This is a genomic window from Pseudomonas parakoreensis (assembly GCF_021602155.1).
GTDB classification, from domain to species: Bacteria; Pseudomonadota; Gammaproteobacteria; order Pseudomonadales; family Pseudomonadaceae; genus Aquipseudomonas; species Aquipseudomonas parakoreensis.
The window spans coordinates 114258-131161 of record NZ_BQHY01000012.1; the positions used below are offsets into that span (position 1 = coordinate 114258).

Sequence of the window (16904 nt, forward strand, 5' to 3'; positions counted from 1 at the left end):
ATCAAAAGATCGCAGCGTTCGGCAGCTCCTACATCAATCACCTGCAGGAGCTGCCGAAGGCTGTGAACTTTTGACATTATTCAAGAGGATCGTGCCGCGGCAAACGCTGCGACAACTCGTCCAGTAATCTCTGCTCGCGCTTGTCTTCGAGGCGTTGCGCCTCTTCGCGGTAGCGCTGCACCAGTTTGCGCAGGCCTTCGACCTTGGCAAACGCCTGCTGCCAGGCGTCTCGCGCCTTGATCAGGTTGTTCTGGTGCCAGACCAGGCTTTGCCGCTGCTGGTCGATCGCAGTGTCCAGTTGCGCGAGAAAGCCGTGATACCCCAGCAGCCATTGTCCGGAAACCCCGTCGCTGCCACGCACGATCCACTGCTCCTGATAATCCAGACGAAAGGCGTCGAGGTCGGCGAGTTTGCTTTCAGCCACCTTGACCTGGCCCTGAAAGTATCCCAGACGCTGGACGGCAGTTTTTTCGGCCTGTTCGGCCATTTCCACCACCGGTGCCAGACGTGCGGCGCGACTCACGGCCATGGCCGGTTACCCGCCCGCCGCAGGCGCGAACAGGGTTTCCAGATAGGCTTGGCTCTCGCCCATGTTGATCTTGTCGTTCAGCCCCTGGCGCTGGTAGCGGGTCAGTTGCGGCTGCAGATTGATCGCCAGATCGGTCTCGCGGTCACCACCGGCGACGTAAGCGCCGACGCTGATCAGATCGCGGCTCTGCTGATAGCGCGACCACAGCTGTTTGAAGTACTGCGCACGCTGCATGTGTTCCGCCGAAACCACCGCCGGCATCACCCGGCTGATCGAGGCTTCGATGTCGATGGCCGGATAATGACCTTCCTCGGCCAGACGCCGGGACAACACGATGTGGCCGTCGAGCACGCCCCGCGCCGAGTCGGCAATCGGGTCCTGCTGGTCATCGCCTTCGGACAACACGGTGTAGAACGCGGTGATCGATCCCCCGCCCTTTTCCGCGTTACCGGCGCGCTCCACCAGTTTCGGCAGTTTGGCGAACACCGAGGGCGGATAACCCTTGGTCGCTGGCGGCTCGCCGATGGCCAGGGCGATTTCCCGCTGGGCCTGGGCGAAACGGGTCAGCGAATCCATCAGCAACAGGACGTTCTTGCCCTTGTCGCGGAAATACTCGGCGATGCGCGTGCAGTACATGGCCGCGCGCAGACGCATCAGCGGCGCATCGTCCGCCGGCGAGGCGACGACCACCGAACGCTTGAGGCCTTCTTCACCGAGGATGTGCTCGATGAACTCTTTCACTTCGCGACCCCGTTCACCGATCAGGCCGACGACGATAATGTCGGCCTCGGTGAAGCGGGTCATCATGCCCAGCAGCACCGATTTACCGACACCGGTACCGGCGAACAGACCCAGACGCTGACCACGCCCGACCGTCAGCAATCCGTTGATGCAACGGATGCCGACGTCCAGCGGTTCGTGGATCGGGTCGCGGTTGAGCGGGTTGATTGTCGGGCCGTCCATCGGCACCCAGTCTTCAGCCTTCATCCCGCCCTTGCCGTCCAGCGCGCGTCCGGCGCCGTCGAGTACGCGACCGAGCATGCTCATGCCCATCGGCAGACGACCGGTTTCCGCCAGCGGTACCACACGGGCGCCCGGGGCAATGCCGGCGACGCTGCCGACCGGCATCAGGAAGACTTTGCTGCCGGAAAACCCCATGACTTCCGCTTCCACCTGGGACGGGTGATAGCTGTCGTCATTGATCACCAGGCAACGTGTGCCCATGGCGGCGCGCAGGCCTTCGGCTTCGAGGGTGAGGCCGACCATGCGCAGCAGACGGCCTTCAAGAATCGGCGCGCCAGCGATGTCAGTGGCGTCGGCATAGGTGCTGAGGCGCTTGGCGAAACTGGTGCGTTCAAGGCGCATCGGGGGTGTCCGCGAGCGGCGCTTGCGGCGCAGCCGCCGATGGGATTTCTTCAGGAATGTCCAGACTCAGATCCGGCGCAGCCGGGTGCAGAGACTGTTCGTGCAACTGGTCAAACAGCTTGCCCATGACCTGGGTGACGCGGGTTTCAATGCTCGCGTCGATGCGGCTGTGCGCGGTTTCAACCCGGCAACCACCGGGCATCAGCGACTCGTCCTCGACGATGCGCCAGGTTTCTTCATGGCGTTCGCGCAAGGCCTTGGCCTGCTCGAAGTCCTGCGGATTGACGTACAGACGCACGTTGTCCACGCCCAACGGCAGCAGCTTGAGCGCGTCGCGCATGACGTGTTCGATCTGGCTGGAATCGATCGCCAGTTCGCGCTTGATCACCTGTCTGGTGATGTGTTGCACGAGGTCAACCAGCGACTTTTCGATCTGGGTGTCTTGCTCGGCAATCGGCTCGAACAGGTGGGTCATCAACTGCTCGAGGCTGGCCAGTTTTGCCGCCAGCGCCACTTCGGCTTCCTGACGCACCTTGAGCGTGGCGCTGTGAAAACCTTCCTTCTCACCGATGCCAAAGCCCTCGTTGTAAGCCTCCTGACGGATGCTTTCGAGTTCTTCCAGAGTCAGTGGCTGGACTTCTTCCAGCGGCACTTCTTCCATTTCCGGCGGTTCGGGCTCCGGCTCCGGCTCGGGTTCCGGTTTCGGCGGATCGAAGCTGGGCAGCGCCCAGGATTCGAAACCACGGACATCGCGGGCGCGGATCAGATCCGTCACTGACTCGTCATGCTTGTCCATGGGCTTAGATCATTTCCTCGCCGCCCTTGCCACCGAGCACGATCTCGCCGGCTTCGGCCATACGACGGGCAATGGTGAGGATTTCTTTCTGCGCGGTTTCCACGTCGCTGACGCGCACCGGGCCTTTGGCTTCGAGGTCGTCGCGCAACAGTTCGGCCGCACGTTTGGACATGTTCTTGAAGATCTTCTCTTTGACGCCTTCGTCCGAGCCCTTGAGGGCCAGTACCAGCACGTCCGAGGACACTTCGCGCAACAGCGCCTGGATGCCGCGGTCGTCGACGTCGGCCAGGTTGTTGAACACGAACATGAGGTCTTCGATCTGACCGGACAGGTCTTCGTCGACTTCGCGGATCGAGTCCATGAGCTGGCCTTCAATCGAACTGTCGAGGAAGTTCATGATGTCCGCCGCACGCTTGATGCCACCCAGGGTGGTGCGCGAAGCGTTCGAGTTGCCGGAGAACTGCTTCTCGAGAATCTGGTTCAGCTCTTTCAGCGCAGCCGGCTGCACGGTGTTCAGCGACGAAACGCGCAGGATGATGTCCAGGCGCACCTTGTGGTCGAAGTTGCCGAGCACTTCACCGGCCTGATCCGGGTCGAGGTAGGCGACGACGATGGCCTGGATCTGCGGGTGTTCGTAACGGATCACATCGGCAACGGCGCGCGGCTCCATCCATTTCAGGCTGTCGAGGCCGCTGGTGTTGCCACCGAGCAGGATGCGGTCGATCAGGCCGTTGGCCTTGTCTTCGCCCAGCGCCTGGGTGAGCATTTTGCGCACGTAGTCGTCGGAGCCGACGCCGAGGCTGGTCTGGTCACCGACGATGTCGACGAACTCGCTCATGACCTGCTCGACCTGCTCGCGATGGACGTTGCCCATCTGAGCCATGGCCACACCCACCCGCTGAACCTCTTTCGGGCCCATGTGGCGCAGCACTTGCGCGGCATCGGTCGAACCCAGGGACAGCAGCAGAATCGCGGCTTTGTCGACCTTGTTCAGTTTGACGGTTGCGGCTCGGTTATCACTCATCTGCGTTAATCCACTCTTTCACGACCTGAGCCACGCGACCCGGATCCTCGGCCACCAAGCTCTTGATTGCATTCAGTTGTGCGTCATAACCCTCACTCGGGCTCGGCAACAGAATGCTCTGCGGACCACCGAGGCTCACGCGGTCGTTGGCCAGGTCGCCGTCCAGGCCGCCCATGCCACCGAGTTCCACGTCGCTGCCCAGACCGGCCAGCTCCTTGCCTTTGCCGCCACCGGTGATGTTGTTCAACACCGGACGCAGCACACCAAACACCAGCACCAGGATGAACAACACACCCAGCACTTGTTTGACGATGTCCCAGAACCATGGCTGGGAGTAGAACGGAATATCGGCAACCACTTCACCGCGTTCGGCGGAGAACGGCATGTTGATCACGCTGACGCTGTCACCACGGCTGGCATCGAAGCCAACGGCGTCCTGCACCAGACGGGTGAAGCGCGCCAGTTCATCGGCGCTCCATGGCGCGCGGGTGGTTTCCCCGTTGGCCGCATTGACCTTGACCTGATCATCGACCACCACCGACACCGACAGACGATTCAGGCGACCCTGCTGCTGCTTGGTGTGGCTGATGGAACGGTCCAGTTCGAAGTTCTTGGTGGATTGTTGACGCTTGTCCGCCGGGTACGGTGCGAGCATTGGCTGGCCGGTGGCCGGGTCCATGATCTGCTGACCGTTGGCATCCACCAGTGGCTGACCGGGTTGAACCATGCCGGTAGAGCCTTGCGCGCCACCGGTGGTTTGCGGTGCCGAGGCCGGCGCCGGCGGCTGGTTGCTCAGCGCCCCCGGGACACCTTGCGGACCATTGCTGGCGGTGCGTTGCTCATTGACCGACTGCTCGCTGCGCAACGCAGGCTGGTCCGGGTTGAACTGCTCGGCGGTCGATTCGACGGCACTGAAATCGATGTCGGCCGAGACTTCAGCCTTGTAGCGATCGTTACCCAGCACCGGCTGCAGAATGTTGTGCACGCGCTGAGTGAGCATGCTTTCCATGCGGCGGCTGTAATCGAACTGCTTGCCGGCCATGGTCATTTCGGAGTTCTCCGCCTGATCGGAGAGCAGATTGCCCTTCTGATCGACGACGGTGATCTGCGATTTGCTCAGTTCAGGCACGGAAGTCGCCACCAGGTTGATGATCGCCACCACCTGACCCGGCTCCAGCGAACGCCCGGAGTACAACTCGACCAGAACCGAAGCGCTTGGCTTGCGCTCATCACGCACGAACACCGAGCTCTTCGGAATCGCCAGGTGCACGCGGGCGCCCTTGACGTTGTTCAGGCTGGAGATGGTGCGTGCCAGTTCGCCTTCGAGGCCACGACGGTAACGGGTCGCTTCCATGAACTGGCTGGTGCCCAGCCCCTGTTCCTTGTCGAGGATTTCGAAACCGATGTTGCCGTCGCTGGGAGTGACACCAGCGGCCGCGAGTTTCATCCGCGCACGGGACAGGTCGTCGGCCTTGACCAGCAAGGCGCCGGAGTTCGGCTCGACGGTGTAGGGGATGTCGGCGGAGGCCAGGGTGTCCATGACCTGCTTGGCGTCCATGCCGGCAAGGCTGCCGTACAACGGACGGTAATCCGGCTGCTGCGACCACAGCACCACGGCAAAGCCAATCGCCACGCTCGCAGCCAGGCCGACCAACAGGCCCACCTGACGCAGCATGGTCATCTCGGAGAGGTTTTCCAGGAAGGACAGGCCGAACAGCGGCGGTTTGCCGTCTATCGGGGTGGCCTTGGCCGGAACGTTATCGGCGACTGCTTCTGCCATGACTCAATCTCGTCCTTAAACCGGCATCTGCATGATGTCTTGATAAGCCTGAACCAGTTTGTTGCGCACCTGGGTCAGAGCCTGGAACGACACGCTGGCTTTTTGCGAGGCGATCATCACGTCGGTCAGATCGACGCCGCTCTTGCCGATTTCAAATGCGTTGGCCAACTGAGTCGATGCCTGCTGGGTATCGCTGACTTTGTTGATGGCCTGACCGAGCATGTCGGAAAAGCTGCTGCCTGCCAGTTCAGGGACGGCGGCAGTCGATTTCGGCGTGGCCATGGCGTCCATTTTCATGGCCTTCATGTCCATCATCAACCGATTAAATTCAATACCTTGGCTCATGGTCTACTCTCTTGGGCGGCCCGCAATTTTTTGACACTCACTCGGCGGGTACACAGGTATTAGCAACAAGGGTGCCAGCTATCGGGCAGCCTTTCAGAAAAGCACTTTCAAACATTCGCTCCCCCGCTCACGTGGCGAACAGATAGCCTTCGACGTCCATCCCGGCATCGCGCATTTGCGCCAGCTTGTAGCGCAGGGTTCGCGGGCTGATACCGAGTTTTTCCGCTGCTTCCTTGCGCCGGCCGCGTTCGGTGCGCAGGGTATCGATGATCATCTGAAACTCCCGGCGCCGCAGGTCATCGCCCAGCGCACCGGCGGATTCAGCCTCGACTTCGATCTCGCGCACCAGCGGCTGCACCGGCGCGACGGACGGCGCAGCACTGAGCGTCACCGCACCCGTCAGGCAGAAATCCTGGGGCTGGATCAAACCGCCCTGCTGCAGAATCAGCGCCCGTTGAATGGCGTTATCCAGCTCACGCACATTGCCCGGCCACGGATAACCAGTGAGGCAAACCTGGGCTTCTGGCGACAGCTTCGCCGGAGCGTGCTTCATTTTATTGACGTGTTTGTTCAGCAACCGCTCGGCCAGCGGCAAGATATCGGCAGTGCGCTCGCGAAGTGGACGCCACGCCAGAGGAAAAACCGACAGACGGTAAAAAAGGTCTTCACGGAAGCGCCCCGCCGCCACTTCGCCAGCCAGATCGCGGTTGGTGGTCGCGACCACGCGAATATCCAGCGCGATCGGCTTGCGCGCACCGACACGCTCGACTTCACGCTCCTGCAGCACCCGCAGCAACTTGGCTTGCAGGCCCAGGGGCATTTCGGAAATCTCGTCGAGCAGAAGGGTGCCGCCATCGGCTTGTTCAAACTTGCCGGGTTGCGCCGCGATGGCGCCGGTGAATGAGCCTTTCTCGTGACCGAACAGCGTGGCTTCAAGCATGTTGTCAGGAATCGCCGCGCAGTTGATCGCGATGAACGGCTGGCTCGCACGGTGAGATTGCTGGTGGATGTAACGCGCCAGTACTTCCTTGCCGGTACCGGACTCGCCGGAGATCAACACTGTGGAATCGCTGCGCGCCACCCGCGCCGCCAGGTCGAGCAACTGCGCACTGGCCGGCTCGACCGCCACCGGCCCGTCGCTATCAGCCACACTGACACAGCCCAGCGCATGCCGCGAAACCAGGTCCAGCAGAGCCTTGGGCTCGAACGGCTTGACCAGATAATCCGCCGCTCCCTGGCGCATCGCATCGACCGCTCGCTCCACCGCGCCATGTGCGGTCATCAGCAGTACCGGTAGTTGCGGCTGCCGGGCGCGCAACAGTCCAAGCAGTTGATGGCCGTCCATGCCGGGCATGTTGACGTCACTGACCACCAGACTGAACGCTTCGCGCTCAACCGCTTGCAACGCCTCTTCGGCGCTGCCGACCGCGTGGTAGTCGTGGCCTGCCAGCAACAGCGTGTCGGCCAGCGCTTCGCGCAACGAGCGGTCATCCTCGACCAGCAAAACCTTGATGCCCATGACGTTTACTCAGCTCCCTGTACAGCGGAAAACAGCGGCAGGATCACCTGCGCGCACGTGCCGCGCCCGACGCGCGAACGCAGCCGCAATTCTCCCTGATGTGCCCGGGCCACAGCCTTGACCACGGTCAGACCAAGCCCGGTGCCGGTGACTTTGGTGGTAAAAAATGGCTCGCCGAGACGTTCGAGCACCACCGGATCTATACCGCTGCCGCTGTCGCTGACGCACAAGCGCAGGCTGTTGTCGCGGGTGTAGCAATGCACTTTCAGGCGTACGTTGCTGTCACTGGCCTGAATCGCGTTTTCGATCAGATTGAGAAGGGCCCCGACCAGCGTGTCGCGGTTGCACAGCAATTCGCCGGCATGACTGTCGCACTGCCAGCGAATGGGCAAGTCCTGCACATGGGTCAACGCTGCTGCTTGCAGCGACTGCATCAAGGCATTGGGGGTGATGCGGTCAGTCAACGGCAACTCGCCCCGGGCGAACACCAGCATGTCGCGCACCTGATGCTCCAGCTCGTGCAAACGCTCTTTGAGGCGGCCAGCGAAACGCTGTTGGGTGGCGACCGGCAATTCCTGCTCAGTCAAATGACTGGCGTAGAGCAAAGCGGCAGACAACGGTGTGCGGATCTGATGAGCCAGCGAGGCGACCATGCGCCCCAGCGATGACAGACGCTCATGACGCGCCAGTTGATCTTGCAGGTGGCGGGTTTCTGTCAGATCGTTGAGCAGCACCAACTGCCCCGGCTCGGCATCCAGCGAGCGGGTGGCAATCGACAGTCGCCGACCGTTTTTCAGAGAGATTTCATGACCATCATCCTCGCGTGGGGCGAAGCATCGGGCGATCACGTGGCGCCACAACTCGCCTTCCAGCGGCAGCCCCAACAACTCAATGGCCGCCGGATTGGCCTCGCGAACCATGCCATGGCCGTCAATGACGATGACGCCACCGGGCAACAGATCAAGGAGGTTCTGCAGGCGGTTGGCCAAACGCTCTTTTTCGGCCAGCTCCTGCATGCGCTGGGCACTGACCACCGCCAGCTCGCCCTTGAGTTCGGTGACCCGGGCTTCAAGCATGCTGTAGGAGTCGGTCAACTGACTGGACATCTGATTGAACAGCGCGAACGCCTGCTCAAGACCCTGACGGCTCGCCTGCTCTACGGACGACGATTGCCCCTCGGCATTGGAGGCAGATGACATCTGGGCGTGGGGCATTGTGTTCTCTCGCTTGGCTGACCGTCAGTTAAACGGAACGTTGCGAGGGACGTAGCAATACCCGTGCCTAAAAAAAACTGCTTACAAATGAAGACGTTAAAAAACAGGCGTCAATCATCCGCCTGTTCATCACCTTCACGCCGACTCATGCCGTACTTGCGCATCTTCTCCACCAGTGTGGTTCGACGAATGCGCAGGCGTTCGGCGGCACGCGCCACAATGCCATTGGCATCGTCCAGTGCCTGCTGGATCAGACCCTGCTCCAGACCACCGAGGTAGTCTTTGAGGTCCAGACCTTCCGGCGGCAGCAGAGCATTGGCGGTGAAGTCCGGGGTATGACCGTTGATCGCCACGCGCTCTTCGAGATCGCTGCGCAGACTGTCGACCATCTGCTCGTCTTCATCATCGACGTAGCGGAACTTCTTCGGCAACTCGACCACACCGATGACCCCGTACGGGTGCATGATCGCCATGCGCTCCACCAGGTTGGCCAGCTCGCGGACGTTGCCCGGCCAGCCGTGACGGCACAGCGACATGATCGCTGCCGAGTTGAAACGGATCGAACCGCGCTTTTCGTGCTCCATGCGCGAGATCAGTTCGTTCATCAGCAGCGGGATGTCTTCAACGCGCTCACGCAACGGCGCCATCTCGATCGGGAACACATTCAAGCGATAGTAGAGGTCTTCGCGGAAGGTGCCGACCTCGATCATGCTTTCGAGGTTCTTGTGGGTCGCGGCAATGATGCGTACATCGACGCTCTGGGTCTTGTTGCTGCCCACACGCTCGAAGGTACGCTCCTGCAGCACGCGCAACAGTTTGACCTGCATCGGCAGCGGCATGTCGCCGATTTCATCGAGGAACAGCGTACCGCCGTTGGCCAGTTCGAAACGTCCGGCACGGCTGGTGATCGCGCCGGTGAAGGCGCCTTTCTCGTGGCCGAACAGTTCGCTTTCCAGCAGCTCGGCCGGGATCGCCCCGCAGTTGACTGGCACGAATGGCGCGTCGCGACGTTTGGAGTGGTAATGCAGGTTGCGCGCAACCACTTCCTTGCCGGTGCCGGACTCGCCGAGGATCAGCACACTGGCGTCGGTATCGGCCACTTGCTGCATCATCTGACGGACATGCTGGATCGCCCTGCTGGTGCCGACGAGGCTGCGGAACAGATTGGGTTCGCGATGACGGCCGCGCTCGCGGGCCTGGTCGTACATCTCGCGATAGACCTGGGCACGGTGCAGGGAGTCGAGCAGCTTGCTGTAGCTGGGTGGCATTTCCAGCGTCGAAAGCACCCGGCGGCGCTGGTCTTCCGGCAGGTCGACGGAAGAATTATCGCCCATCAGCAAAACCGGAAGGAACTCATCCCATGTCGAGAGTGTCTTTAACAAGCCCAACAGTGCACCCGGAGCATTTACCGTCCCGATCAGTACACAGATGACTTCACGACTTGATGACAAAGAGCCGACAGCCTGCTGCCAGTCATGGCTGCCGCAGGGTAAATTTTCTTCGCCGAGAAAATTTAAAATCACCGCCAGGTCGCGGCGGCGGACGCTATCGTCATCGATCAGCAGAATTTTGGTTTCACGCCACATGCAATAGCAACTTCCCTAGTCAACTCAATGCCCGAAAAATGGGGCAAGCGAGACGCTTGCAGGACACCTTGTGCCTGTAGACGCCTGAAATCTGAAAACAGCCACTAGTTAAGTCAAAAAACCGTGCACAGTCAAATTTATGGCGCACATGTCTGGATTAACTGGGGGTTAATTAACCAAACAGATGGTAAACCTTTGCCGCCTTTTGCGCTTGGGTGATCTGCGACATCTCGTTGGCTATCGCCTGCCGCTCACCCATCGCCGCCTCCAGAAGCTCCTTGTAGACGTGGAGCAGCTCCTCAAGGTTATTGCGCAGGGCCTCCTCATCCAGCGAGGCCTCGGCCATGACGTCTTCCATGCAGGATCGGCAAGCCAGATCCAGCTCGCCAATGGCTTCCCAGTTGCGTTCGGCCAGCGCACTGACCAGCGCTTCACGGGTGTCGGCGATTCGCTGCAATACAAGACTCATGGTGCTCTCCTTCAAAACTGCGGAGCAGGCTCGGGGGCGATGGCATCCCAGCCTTCTTTGACCGTGCTCAGCAAGCCGGCAACCTCATCGAGAATGCGCGGATCGCTGTTGATGTTGGCCTCGGCGAGGCGCTTCATCATGTAGATGTACAGCCCGTCCAGATCGGCCAGTTCATCGGCACACTTTTCCAGGTCCAGACCTTCACGCAGCCCGCTGACAATGCCAATGGCCTTGCTGATCGAGGTGCACTTGCCAGGAATGTCCTTGCGCTCGATGGCACCCTTGGCCTGAGCGATGCGGGCCAGCCCGCCTTCCATCAACATTTGTACCAGACGGTGCGGACTCGCCTCGGAGGTCTGGGCGTGCGCGCCGACTTTCTGATATTGCCGAAGGGCTAACATTGGGTTCATGTTCTACCTCATTGCCACAATGACTCGTATAACCAGTGTATCGCCAACGAATCACAGAACTTTAGATCAAAAGACAAAAACCCGGCGCACGCCGATAAAGCGTAGCCGGGTTTTTGTCGTTCTTGCAGGTTACTTCGCGGATTGCTGAGCGTTCAGCGAGCTGAAGAACGACGTGATGTTACTGGCCGTCGCTTTCATCTGCCCTACCAGCAAGTCCATGGCGTTGTACTTGGCCGTCAACGTCTTGGTCAGGTTGGCCACACGCAAATCCAGCGCCAATTGCTGACTGGTCAGGCTCTTGGTGTTGTTGTTCAGGATGGACATGCGCTGATCAAGCAGGCCTACGGCAGTAGGTGCGCTACCGGCAGGTGCCTTCAGATACGGGTCCACCGCCTTGTTCATGCGCGCCAGCAGACCGTTGGTATCGTTAGTCCCGGTGAACATCTGCTGCACCTGGCCAGCCTTCCCGGGCTGAGCCATGGTTTTGGTGAACGCAGCAGTATCAAACGTCAGGTTGCCGGTGTTGCGATCGGTCATCACACCGATCTCCGACAGATAGGACAAAGAACCCTCTGCACCAGCACCAGGAGCAGTCAACTGGCCACGGATGTCGGAGATCAGCGAGCGCGGCAACGAGTCACCGGTGAAAGCGGCCTGCACCGTCAGTTTGCCATCGGCGTCCGGTGTTGCCTTGGACAGGGTGTCGATGGTGGTCTTCAGGGTGTTGTAGGCGTCAACAAACGCCTGAACCGAAGCCTGCAGCCCTTTGGTGTTGGTATCGACGCTGACAACGGTCGGCGTGGCAACGCCACCAACGACAGGGCTGACAGTGGTCAGATTCAGGGTCAGGCCGCTGATTGCACCACTGACCGTGTTACTTTTGCTGGAAACCTGCAGGCCGTCGATGGTCACCTTGGCATCTTGTGCAAGGCCATTGACGTTGCCCGAGGCGCCTGCCGCCGGATTAGTACCCATCGACTGAGTACCGTCGATCTCCAGACCGGCGATCCCGCTGACAGAGAGATCGGTACCCGCGCCAGTCTTGTTGGAGCTGATCACCAGGCGCGAAGCACCACTGCTGTCAGTCACGATGTTGGCAGAAATGCCATTGGCGCCCTGAGCCGTGTTGATCGCATCACGCGTGCTCTGCAAGGTCGCATTGGCCGGGATCGTGACATTGTAATCAGTGCCATTCTGACTGATTTTCAGGGTACCACTCGGAATGGCACTGGCAGCACCGCCGGCGAAAGAAGCGCTGGCAACTTTCGAGCCAGTGGCCAATTGGTTGACAACAACGTTGTAAGTCCCCGACACCGCAGTGTTATCGGAGGTGGCGCCGAGAATCGCTGTGTTGCTCGAGGTCGCCGTGAAGCCGGCAAATGCCGGGTTGGTCTTGCTGCCCAGGTTGGTCATCGCCGTCTGGTACGCGGTCAGCGCACTCTTCAACGTGCCGACACCGGAAATCTTCAGGGTATTGGTCTTGGTCGCGGAATCGATCTGCGTCTGTTTCGGCGACTTGTCGGCGTTGACCAGCGCGGTCACGATCGCGCCGATGTCCAGGCCGGAACCCAGTCCGGAACCCGGTAGAATTGGACTTGCCATGTGCATCTCCCTTCAGATTGTTGCCAGACTTTTGACCCATCCAGGCGTCATTCAAGAAAGACAAACACTATTCATGCCAGCTATCAGACTTTGGCGTCGAACAACACATGGCTTGCGTTGGCGAGGCTGTCTGCGAGCTTGAGTGCTTCTGCGGAGGGGATCTGGCGTACGACCTCACCCGTCTCGCTTGCGATCACCTTGACGATGACCTTGCCAGAGTGCTCGTCGATCGAGAACTCCAGGTTACGCTTGATCGATTGAACGAACTTCTCGATCTCTTGCACGGCCAGTTTCAACTTGGCGTCATCCGTTTGCTGACTTTTCCTGTCAGCGACCGGAGCGTCGGCCGATGCAACTTTTGGCGTCTCCGACGGCTTGTCAGCAACAGGCGTCGCTGGCTTGGGAGCCGGATAAGACACGTTAAGCTTTACGCTCATGTCCATGCTCATCACCTCCTAACGTAAAAAAGCGAGAGAGCGCGACCAGCGCACCCTCCCGCCCAAACTCATTCCGAATTACTGAAGCAGCTTCAGTACAGCGGAAGGCAGTTGGTTGGCTTGAGCCAGAACAGAGGTCGAAGCCTGTTGCAGGGTTTGCTGCTTGGTCAGGTTAGCAGTCTCTGCGGCGAAGTCGGTATCTTGTACGCGACCTTGTGCAGCAGTGGTGTTCTCGGTGATGTTCTGCAAGTTCTGGATGGTGCTGGTCAGACGGTTTTGCGAAGCACCCAGGCTGGCACGAGTTGCACCGATTGCAGCGATAGCGGCGTCGATTGCAGTGATCGCGTTGTCGATGTTCTGCGAAGCAGAACCAGCGCCAGTACCGGTGGTACCGGTCAGAACTACAGTACCGCTACCTACGGACAGGCTGACGGCGTCGAACTTGGAGCTCAGTACCAGGTCGATGTGGTTAGCCGAACCGGTGTTTGCGCCGACTTGCAGGGTCACAGTACCAGCCGAACCGTCCAGCAGGTTTTTGCCGTTCAGGTTGGTAGCAGCCGAGATACGGGTGATTTCGTCAGACATCTGAGCGAATTCAGCGTTGGTTGCGGTCTGGTCAGCAGTGCCGTTGGTGCCGTTACGTGCTTTAACAGCCAGTTCACGCATACGCTGCAGGATGTCGGTCGAAGCTTGCAGAGCGCCTTCAGCGGTCTGAGCAACGGAGATACCGTCGTTGGCGTTCTGGATGGCTTGGGTGTTACCACGGATCTGCGAAGACATACGGTTCGAGATCTGCAGGCCAGCAGCGTCGTCTTTAGCGCTGTTGATTTTCAGGCCGGAAGACAGGCGCTGCATCGAAGTCGACAGAGCGTCGGAAGCACGGTTCAGGTTCTTTTGAACGTTCAGCGACGTGGTGTTGGTGTTTACTGTTAAAGCCATGACGAATTCCTCGTTGGTTGGGTACTGCGGCTTCCGGCCCTGGCAACCGCCTGGAATGGCCTAGAGAACCTTCGTAATAGTTATCGTCGGGTTGGCAGGTTGCTTGAGGGCTTTTTGAAAAAAATTTGCCATCACCCTGCCACCCCCGAGAAAACAAGGGCTTAGCGCCCCCCACCTGCGAAAAAATGACGCCATAAAACCGACCCGCGCGCAAAGCCGCGGGCCAGCGCGGTCGGTCAGTTTGCCGATCGTGCTTTTTGCAACACTTCGATCAACTCGAACTCCATCCAGTCAGCCAGGCCCAACCAGTCCTGACGCTCCTGACAGTCGAGCATCTGCGTGAGTATCAAGGACCAGTCCTGCTGTACCGTCGCCGGTGCGGACATCAGCAACTGCTGCGCACCCTCGAACACCTCGACCATATCCAGCGCCGCCTCAACGTCACGCCCCAGACGAAACAGCCCGGCGCACTGACGGCACTCGTCGACGCACTGCTCAATCGTCGTCATTGCACAAACTCCTGATTGAACTGTGTCCCGGCGATCAGTGCACCTGCCCGACTGCTGTTGAAGAACTGCACCTGCGGATGCGCGGCGATATAACGCTCGAGTACGCACAGATAGCCGCGAAAGTTCAGCTGCGTGCTGACCCGCCGGCCATGGCCGTCCTGCACCCAATGCCGCGCCTGATCGACCCCCGGCCCCAGATCACCGTCATTCCAGCCGGCATGGGTCTTGTTCATCGGGAAGGCGAAGTCGGCGCCGAACAGGGTAATGCGCGATGCACCCATCTTTACTGCCAGATCCACCGCCGGATGAATCACGCTGCCACCGACATGCAGTTGTCCGCGCGGGTATTGCTCGCGCAACGCGGCGTAAACCGGGCTGGCCGAGTAACCGCCGTAGCGTTTGCCCTTCCACGCGGTCAACACCGCAGGATCGCTCATGGGCAGATACACCAGCGGAATGCCAGCAGAGTCCTCGAACGGCAGATGCCGGAAGCTGATGCGCTGATCAATGGTGACCACCAGATCCGGGACGATCCCGTGCTCACGCAATGGCCGGTAAGCGGTATCCACACACATCAACAACGGACGTTCAGCCTGCGCGCGCACCGCCGCCAGACGCTGGAAATGTCCTTCGAGCGTCGGCCCGGTGCCAATCACATAGATTTCCCGGCCACTGGCCGTGCCGAACAACTGCGCCACATCATCATCGCCCAGCAACACCGGCAAACACTCCTGCAGACGCTGCTGAATGAACGGCAAATGTGGATCGAATTCACGATTGTTGAAGCTCAAGTGCACTTCGCTGACCAGCCGATCACGGATCTTCGCGTTGAAGTCATCAGCCAGCAGCATCTCCGCCGGCAACGCGAAAAACGGTGTGCAGATGTCTGACAGATCACCGGCATAGAAAAGCTGCACACGCGGATCTTCCAGCCATTGGCGTTGATCGAGCAGTTGCAGCACCAGGGCGAACAACGCGCCATTGAGGATATGAACGTACAACCGCTCAAGGCCGGCGCGCTCCAGCAGAACCGATGGCAGGTCGCCGAGGCCGGTGCCATAGACGTGCAACTGCGGCTTTTCCGCCAGGCTGGCCGCCTGGATGCGGGCTTCGTGGACGCGGTCGTGGCGACTGGTCAGTTGAATGCCATTGACGCTGAGCGTCGAGCCCAAGCCCTGCACCAGCTCGGCTTGAACGACTGAGGTGTCTTCAGCCTGCAAGCGCTCAAACAACGCCGGCCAGCGTTGCTGGATGACCTGGGCATTGGGTTGGAAAAACTCGCTCATGCCGCCTAGCGCTCCATTCAGGCAAAAAAATAGCGTTCAAGGGTAACCTTGAACGCTATTTTTGTATTCGCCGTTTTTGACCGGATCAAGGACGATAGATGATCGCCGAGCCCCACGACAGACCGACACCGAAACCGCTCAGGGCAATGCGCTGCCAGTCGGAGTCGAGCACGTGTTTTTCCAGCAGCAGCGGAATGCTCGACGACACGGTGTTACCGGTTTCGACCATGTCCTTGATGAACTTCTCCGGCTCGCCTTCGAAACGCCGCGCCACCGCATCGACAATCGCCGCACTGCCCTGGTGAATGCAGAAGGCGTCGATGTCGTCAGCCTTGAGGCCAGAGTCGTCGAGCAATTCGTGCAAGTGCGCCGGGACTTTGAGCAGCGCGAAGTTGAACACCTGACGCCCATTCATGAAGAACACGCCATCGGTGACTTTCAGGTGTGGTGCGCCGGAACCGTCGGTGCCGAACTTGGCCTTGCCCAGCGCCCAGGCCGGGTCTTCGCCCATCCAGGTCGCCGTGGCGGCATCGCCGAAGAGCATGGTGGTGTTGCGGTCTTCCGGGTCGACGATTTTCGAATACGGGTCAGCGGTGATCAGCAGGCCGTTCTTCAAGCCGGCGGCTTCCATGAAGCCCTTGATCGCGTAGATGCCGTAGACGTATCCGGAGCAGCCCAGGGAAATATCGAACGCCGCGACATTAGTCGGCAGACCGAGCTTGTCCTGGACGATCGCAGCGGTGTGCGGCAGACCTTCTTCGTCACCGTTCTGGGTAACGACGATCAGCGCGTCGATCGACTCACGCTTCAGTTCAGGGTTGCTGGCAAACAGCGCATTGGCCGCTTCCACGCACAGATCGGAAGTTTCCTGTTCAGCGTCTTTGCGCGGCAGGAAGGCCGAACCGATTTTACCGAGGATGAATTCTTCATCCTTCTCGAATTTTGCACCTTGTGCGTAATTGTCCACGCCGGCTACAGGAACGTAGCTCGCAATGCTTTTTATGCCAATCATTACGGCTTCCCAATAAAAAACAGCCCAAAACCACCGCTCGCAAGGATTCGAGGGGCGCCGACAAACAGAAAACGGCCACCAC

The 16904-nt window shown here is 60.0% G+C and carries 17 protein-coding genes; all 17 read right to left on the reverse strand.

What is annotated here, in order from left to right; all coding sequences use genetic code 11:
- Positions 1 to 76: 76 nt before the first annotated feature.
- Positions 77 to 529 (reverse strand): flagellar export protein FliJ, encoded by a 453-nt coding sequence (gene fliJ / locus L6D63_RS19645; protein WP_047292539.1) that lies wholly within the window; start codon positions 527 to 529, stop codon positions 77 to 79.
- 6 nt (positions 530 to 535) lie between these two features.
- Positions 536 to 1894: a flagellar protein export ATPase FliI gene (fliI, locus tag L6D63_RS19650; RefSeq protein WP_047292537.1), complete on the reverse strand. Its 1359-nt coding sequence runs from the start codon at positions 1892 to 1894 to the stop codon at positions 536 to 538.
- Positions 1884 to 2690: a flagellar assembly protein FliH gene (fliH, locus tag L6D63_RS19655; RefSeq protein ID WP_131669991.1), complete on the reverse strand. Its 807-nt coding sequence runs from the start codon at positions 2688 to 2690 to the stop codon at positions 1884 to 1886. The genes fliI and fliH overlap by 11 nt, the downstream gene beginning before the upstream one ends.
- A gap of 4 nt (positions 2691 to 2694) precedes the next feature.
- Complete coding sequence (gene fliG, locus L6D63_RS19660) at positions 2695 to 3714, reverse strand: flagellar motor switch protein FliG (RefSeq protein ID WP_007920042.1); 1020 nt, start codon at positions 3712 to 3714, stop codon at positions 2695 to 2697.
- On the reverse strand, positions 3707 to 5494 hold the full coding sequence (gene fliF / locus L6D63_RS19665) for a flagellar basal-body MS-ring/collar protein FliF (RefSeq protein ID WP_047292533.1): 1788 nt from the start codon (positions 5492 to 5494) through the stop codon (positions 3707 to 3709). The genes fliG and fliF overlap by 8 nt, the downstream gene beginning before the upstream one ends.
- Positions 5495 to 5509: 15 nt before the next feature.
- Positions 5510 to 5839 carry a flagellar hook-basal body complex protein FliE gene (fliE, locus tag L6D63_RS19670; protein WP_003222869.1) on the reverse strand — a complete coding sequence of 110 codons (330 nt, stop codon included), beginning with the start codon at positions 5837 to 5839 and terminating at the stop codon, positions 5510 to 5512.
- A gap of 127 nt (positions 5840 to 5966) precedes the next feature.
- On the reverse strand, positions 5967 to 7358 hold the full coding sequence (locus tag L6D63_RS19675; protein WP_131669990.1) for a sigma-54-dependent transcriptional regulator: 1392 nt from the start codon (positions 7356 to 7358) through the stop codon (positions 5967 to 5969).
- 5 nt (positions 7359 to 7363) lie between these two features.
- A complete protein-coding gene (locus L6D63_RS19680; RefSeq protein WP_236170377.1) occupies positions 7364 to 8557 on the reverse strand; it encodes a sensor histidine kinase in 1194 nt (397 codons plus the stop codon).
- A gap of 125 nt (positions 8558 to 8682) precedes the next feature.
- Complete coding sequence (locus L6D63_RS19685) at positions 8683 to 10158, reverse strand: sigma-54 dependent transcriptional regulator (protein WP_041073001.1); 1476 nt, start codon at positions 10156 to 10158, stop codon at positions 8683 to 8685.
- A gap of 172 nt (positions 10159 to 10330) precedes the next feature.
- Positions 10331 to 10627 carry a flagellar protein FliT gene (fliT, locus tag L6D63_RS19690; protein WP_003222861.1) on the reverse strand — a complete coding sequence of 99 codons (297 nt, stop codon included), beginning with the start codon at positions 10625 to 10627 and terminating at the stop codon, positions 10331 to 10333.
- 11 nt (positions 10628 to 10638) lie between these two features.
- The gene (fliS, locus tag L6D63_RS19695) at positions 10639 to 11037 is read right to left on the reverse strand and encodes a flagellar export chaperone FliS (protein ID WP_027614233.1); all 399 of its coding nucleotides are present in this window, start codon (positions 11035 to 11037) and stop codon (positions 10639 to 10641) included.
- Positions 11038 to 11166: 129 nt separating this feature from the next.
- The gene (fliD, locus tag L6D63_RS19700) at positions 11167 to 12639 is read right to left on the reverse strand and encodes a flagellar filament capping protein FliD (RefSeq protein ID WP_047292526.1); all 1473 of its coding nucleotides are present in this window, start codon (positions 12637 to 12639) and stop codon (positions 11167 to 11169) included.
- A gap of 83 nt (positions 12640 to 12722) precedes the next feature.
- On the reverse strand, positions 12723 to 13082 hold the full coding sequence (locus tag L6D63_RS19705; RefSeq protein ID WP_047292524.1) for a flagellar protein FlaG: 360 nt from the start codon (positions 13080 to 13082) through the stop codon (positions 12723 to 12725).
- Positions 13083 to 13154: 72 nt separating this feature from the next.
- Positions 13155 to 14015: a flagellin domain-containing protein gene (locus tag L6D63_RS19710; protein WP_007958307.1), complete on the reverse strand. Its 861-nt coding sequence runs from the start codon at positions 14013 to 14015 to the stop codon at positions 13155 to 13157.
- 236 nt (positions 14016 to 14251) lie between these two features.
- On the reverse strand, positions 14252 to 14524 hold the full coding sequence (locus tag L6D63_RS19715) for a hypothetical protein (RefSeq protein ID WP_121184337.1): 273 nt from the start codon (positions 14522 to 14524) through the stop codon (positions 14252 to 14254).
- Positions 14521 to 15810: a motility associated factor glycosyltransferase family protein gene (locus tag L6D63_RS19720; RefSeq protein WP_131669988.1), complete on the reverse strand. Its 1290-nt coding sequence runs from the start codon at positions 15808 to 15810 to the stop codon at positions 14521 to 14523. The genes L6D63_RS19715 and L6D63_RS19720 overlap by 4 nt, the downstream gene beginning before the upstream one ends.
- 85 nt (positions 15811 to 15895) lie before the next feature.
- On the reverse strand, positions 15896 to 16822 hold the full coding sequence (locus tag L6D63_RS19725) for a ketoacyl-ACP synthase III (protein ID WP_027614228.1): 927 nt from the start codon (positions 16820 to 16822) through the stop codon (positions 15896 to 15898).
- Positions 16823 to 16904 lie beyond the last annotated feature (82 nt).

Coding starts and splice junctions, on each gene's coding strand:
- fliJ (WP_047292539.1), bottom strand. CDS start 529: ATGGCCGTGAGTCGCGCCGCACGTCTGGCACCGGTGGTGGAAATGGCC.
- fliI (WP_047292537.1), bottom strand. CDS start 1,894: ATGCGCCTTGAACGCACCAGTTTCGCCAAGCGCCTCAGCACCTATGCC.
- fliH (WP_131669991.1), bottom strand. CDS start 2,690: ATGGACAAGCATGACGAGTCAGTGACGGATCTGATCCGCGCCCGCGAT.
- fliG (WP_007920042.1), bottom strand. CDS start 3,714: ATGAGTGATAACCGAGCCGCAACCGTCAAACTGAACAAGGTCGACAAA.
- fliF (WP_047292533.1), bottom strand. CDS start 5,494: ATGGCAGAAGCAGTCGCCGATAACGTTCCGGCCAAGGCCACCCCGATA.
- fliE (WP_003222869.1), bottom strand. CDS start 5,839: ATGAGCCAAGGTATTGAATTTAATCGGTTGATGATGGACATGAAGGCC.
- L6D63_RS19675 (WP_131669990.1), bottom strand. CDS start 7,358: ATGGGCATCAAGGTTTTGCTGGTCGAGGATGACCGCTCGTTGCGCGAA.
- L6D63_RS19680 (WP_236170377.1), bottom strand. CDS start 8,557: ATGTCATCTGCCTCCAATGCCGAGGGGCAATCGTCGTCCGTAGAGCAG.
- L6D63_RS19685 (WP_041073001.1), bottom strand. CDS start 10,158: ATGTGGCGTGAAACCAAAATTCTGCTGATCGATGACGATAGCGTCCGC.
- fliT (WP_003222861.1), bottom strand. CDS start 10,627: ATGAGTCTTGTATTGCAGCGAATCGCCGACACCCGTGAAGCGCTGGTC.
- fliS (WP_027614233.1), bottom strand. CDS start 11,037: ATGAACCCAATGTTAGCCCTTCGGCAATATCAGAAAGTCGGCGCGCAC.
- fliD (WP_047292526.1), bottom strand. CDS start 12,639: ATGGCAAGTCCAATTCTACCGGGTTCCGGACTGGGTTCCGGCCTGGAC.
- L6D63_RS19705 (WP_047292524.1), bottom strand. CDS start 13,082: ATGGACATGAGCGTAAAGCTTAACGTGTCTTATCCGGCTCCCAAGCCA.
- L6D63_RS19710 (WP_007958307.1), bottom strand. CDS start 14,015: ATGGCTTTAACAGTAAACACCAACACCACGTCGCTGAACGTTCAAAAG.
- L6D63_RS19715 (WP_121184337.1), bottom strand. CDS start 14,524: ATGACGACGATTGAGCAGTGCGTCGACGAGTGCCGTCAGTGCGCCGGG.
- L6D63_RS19720 (WP_131669988.1), bottom strand. CDS start 15,810: ATGAGCGAGTTTTTCCAACCCAATGCCCAGGTCATCCAGCAACGCTGG.
- L6D63_RS19725 (WP_027614228.1), bottom strand. CDS start 16,822: ATGATTGGCATAAAAAGCATTGCGAGCTACGTTCCTGTAGCCGGCGTG.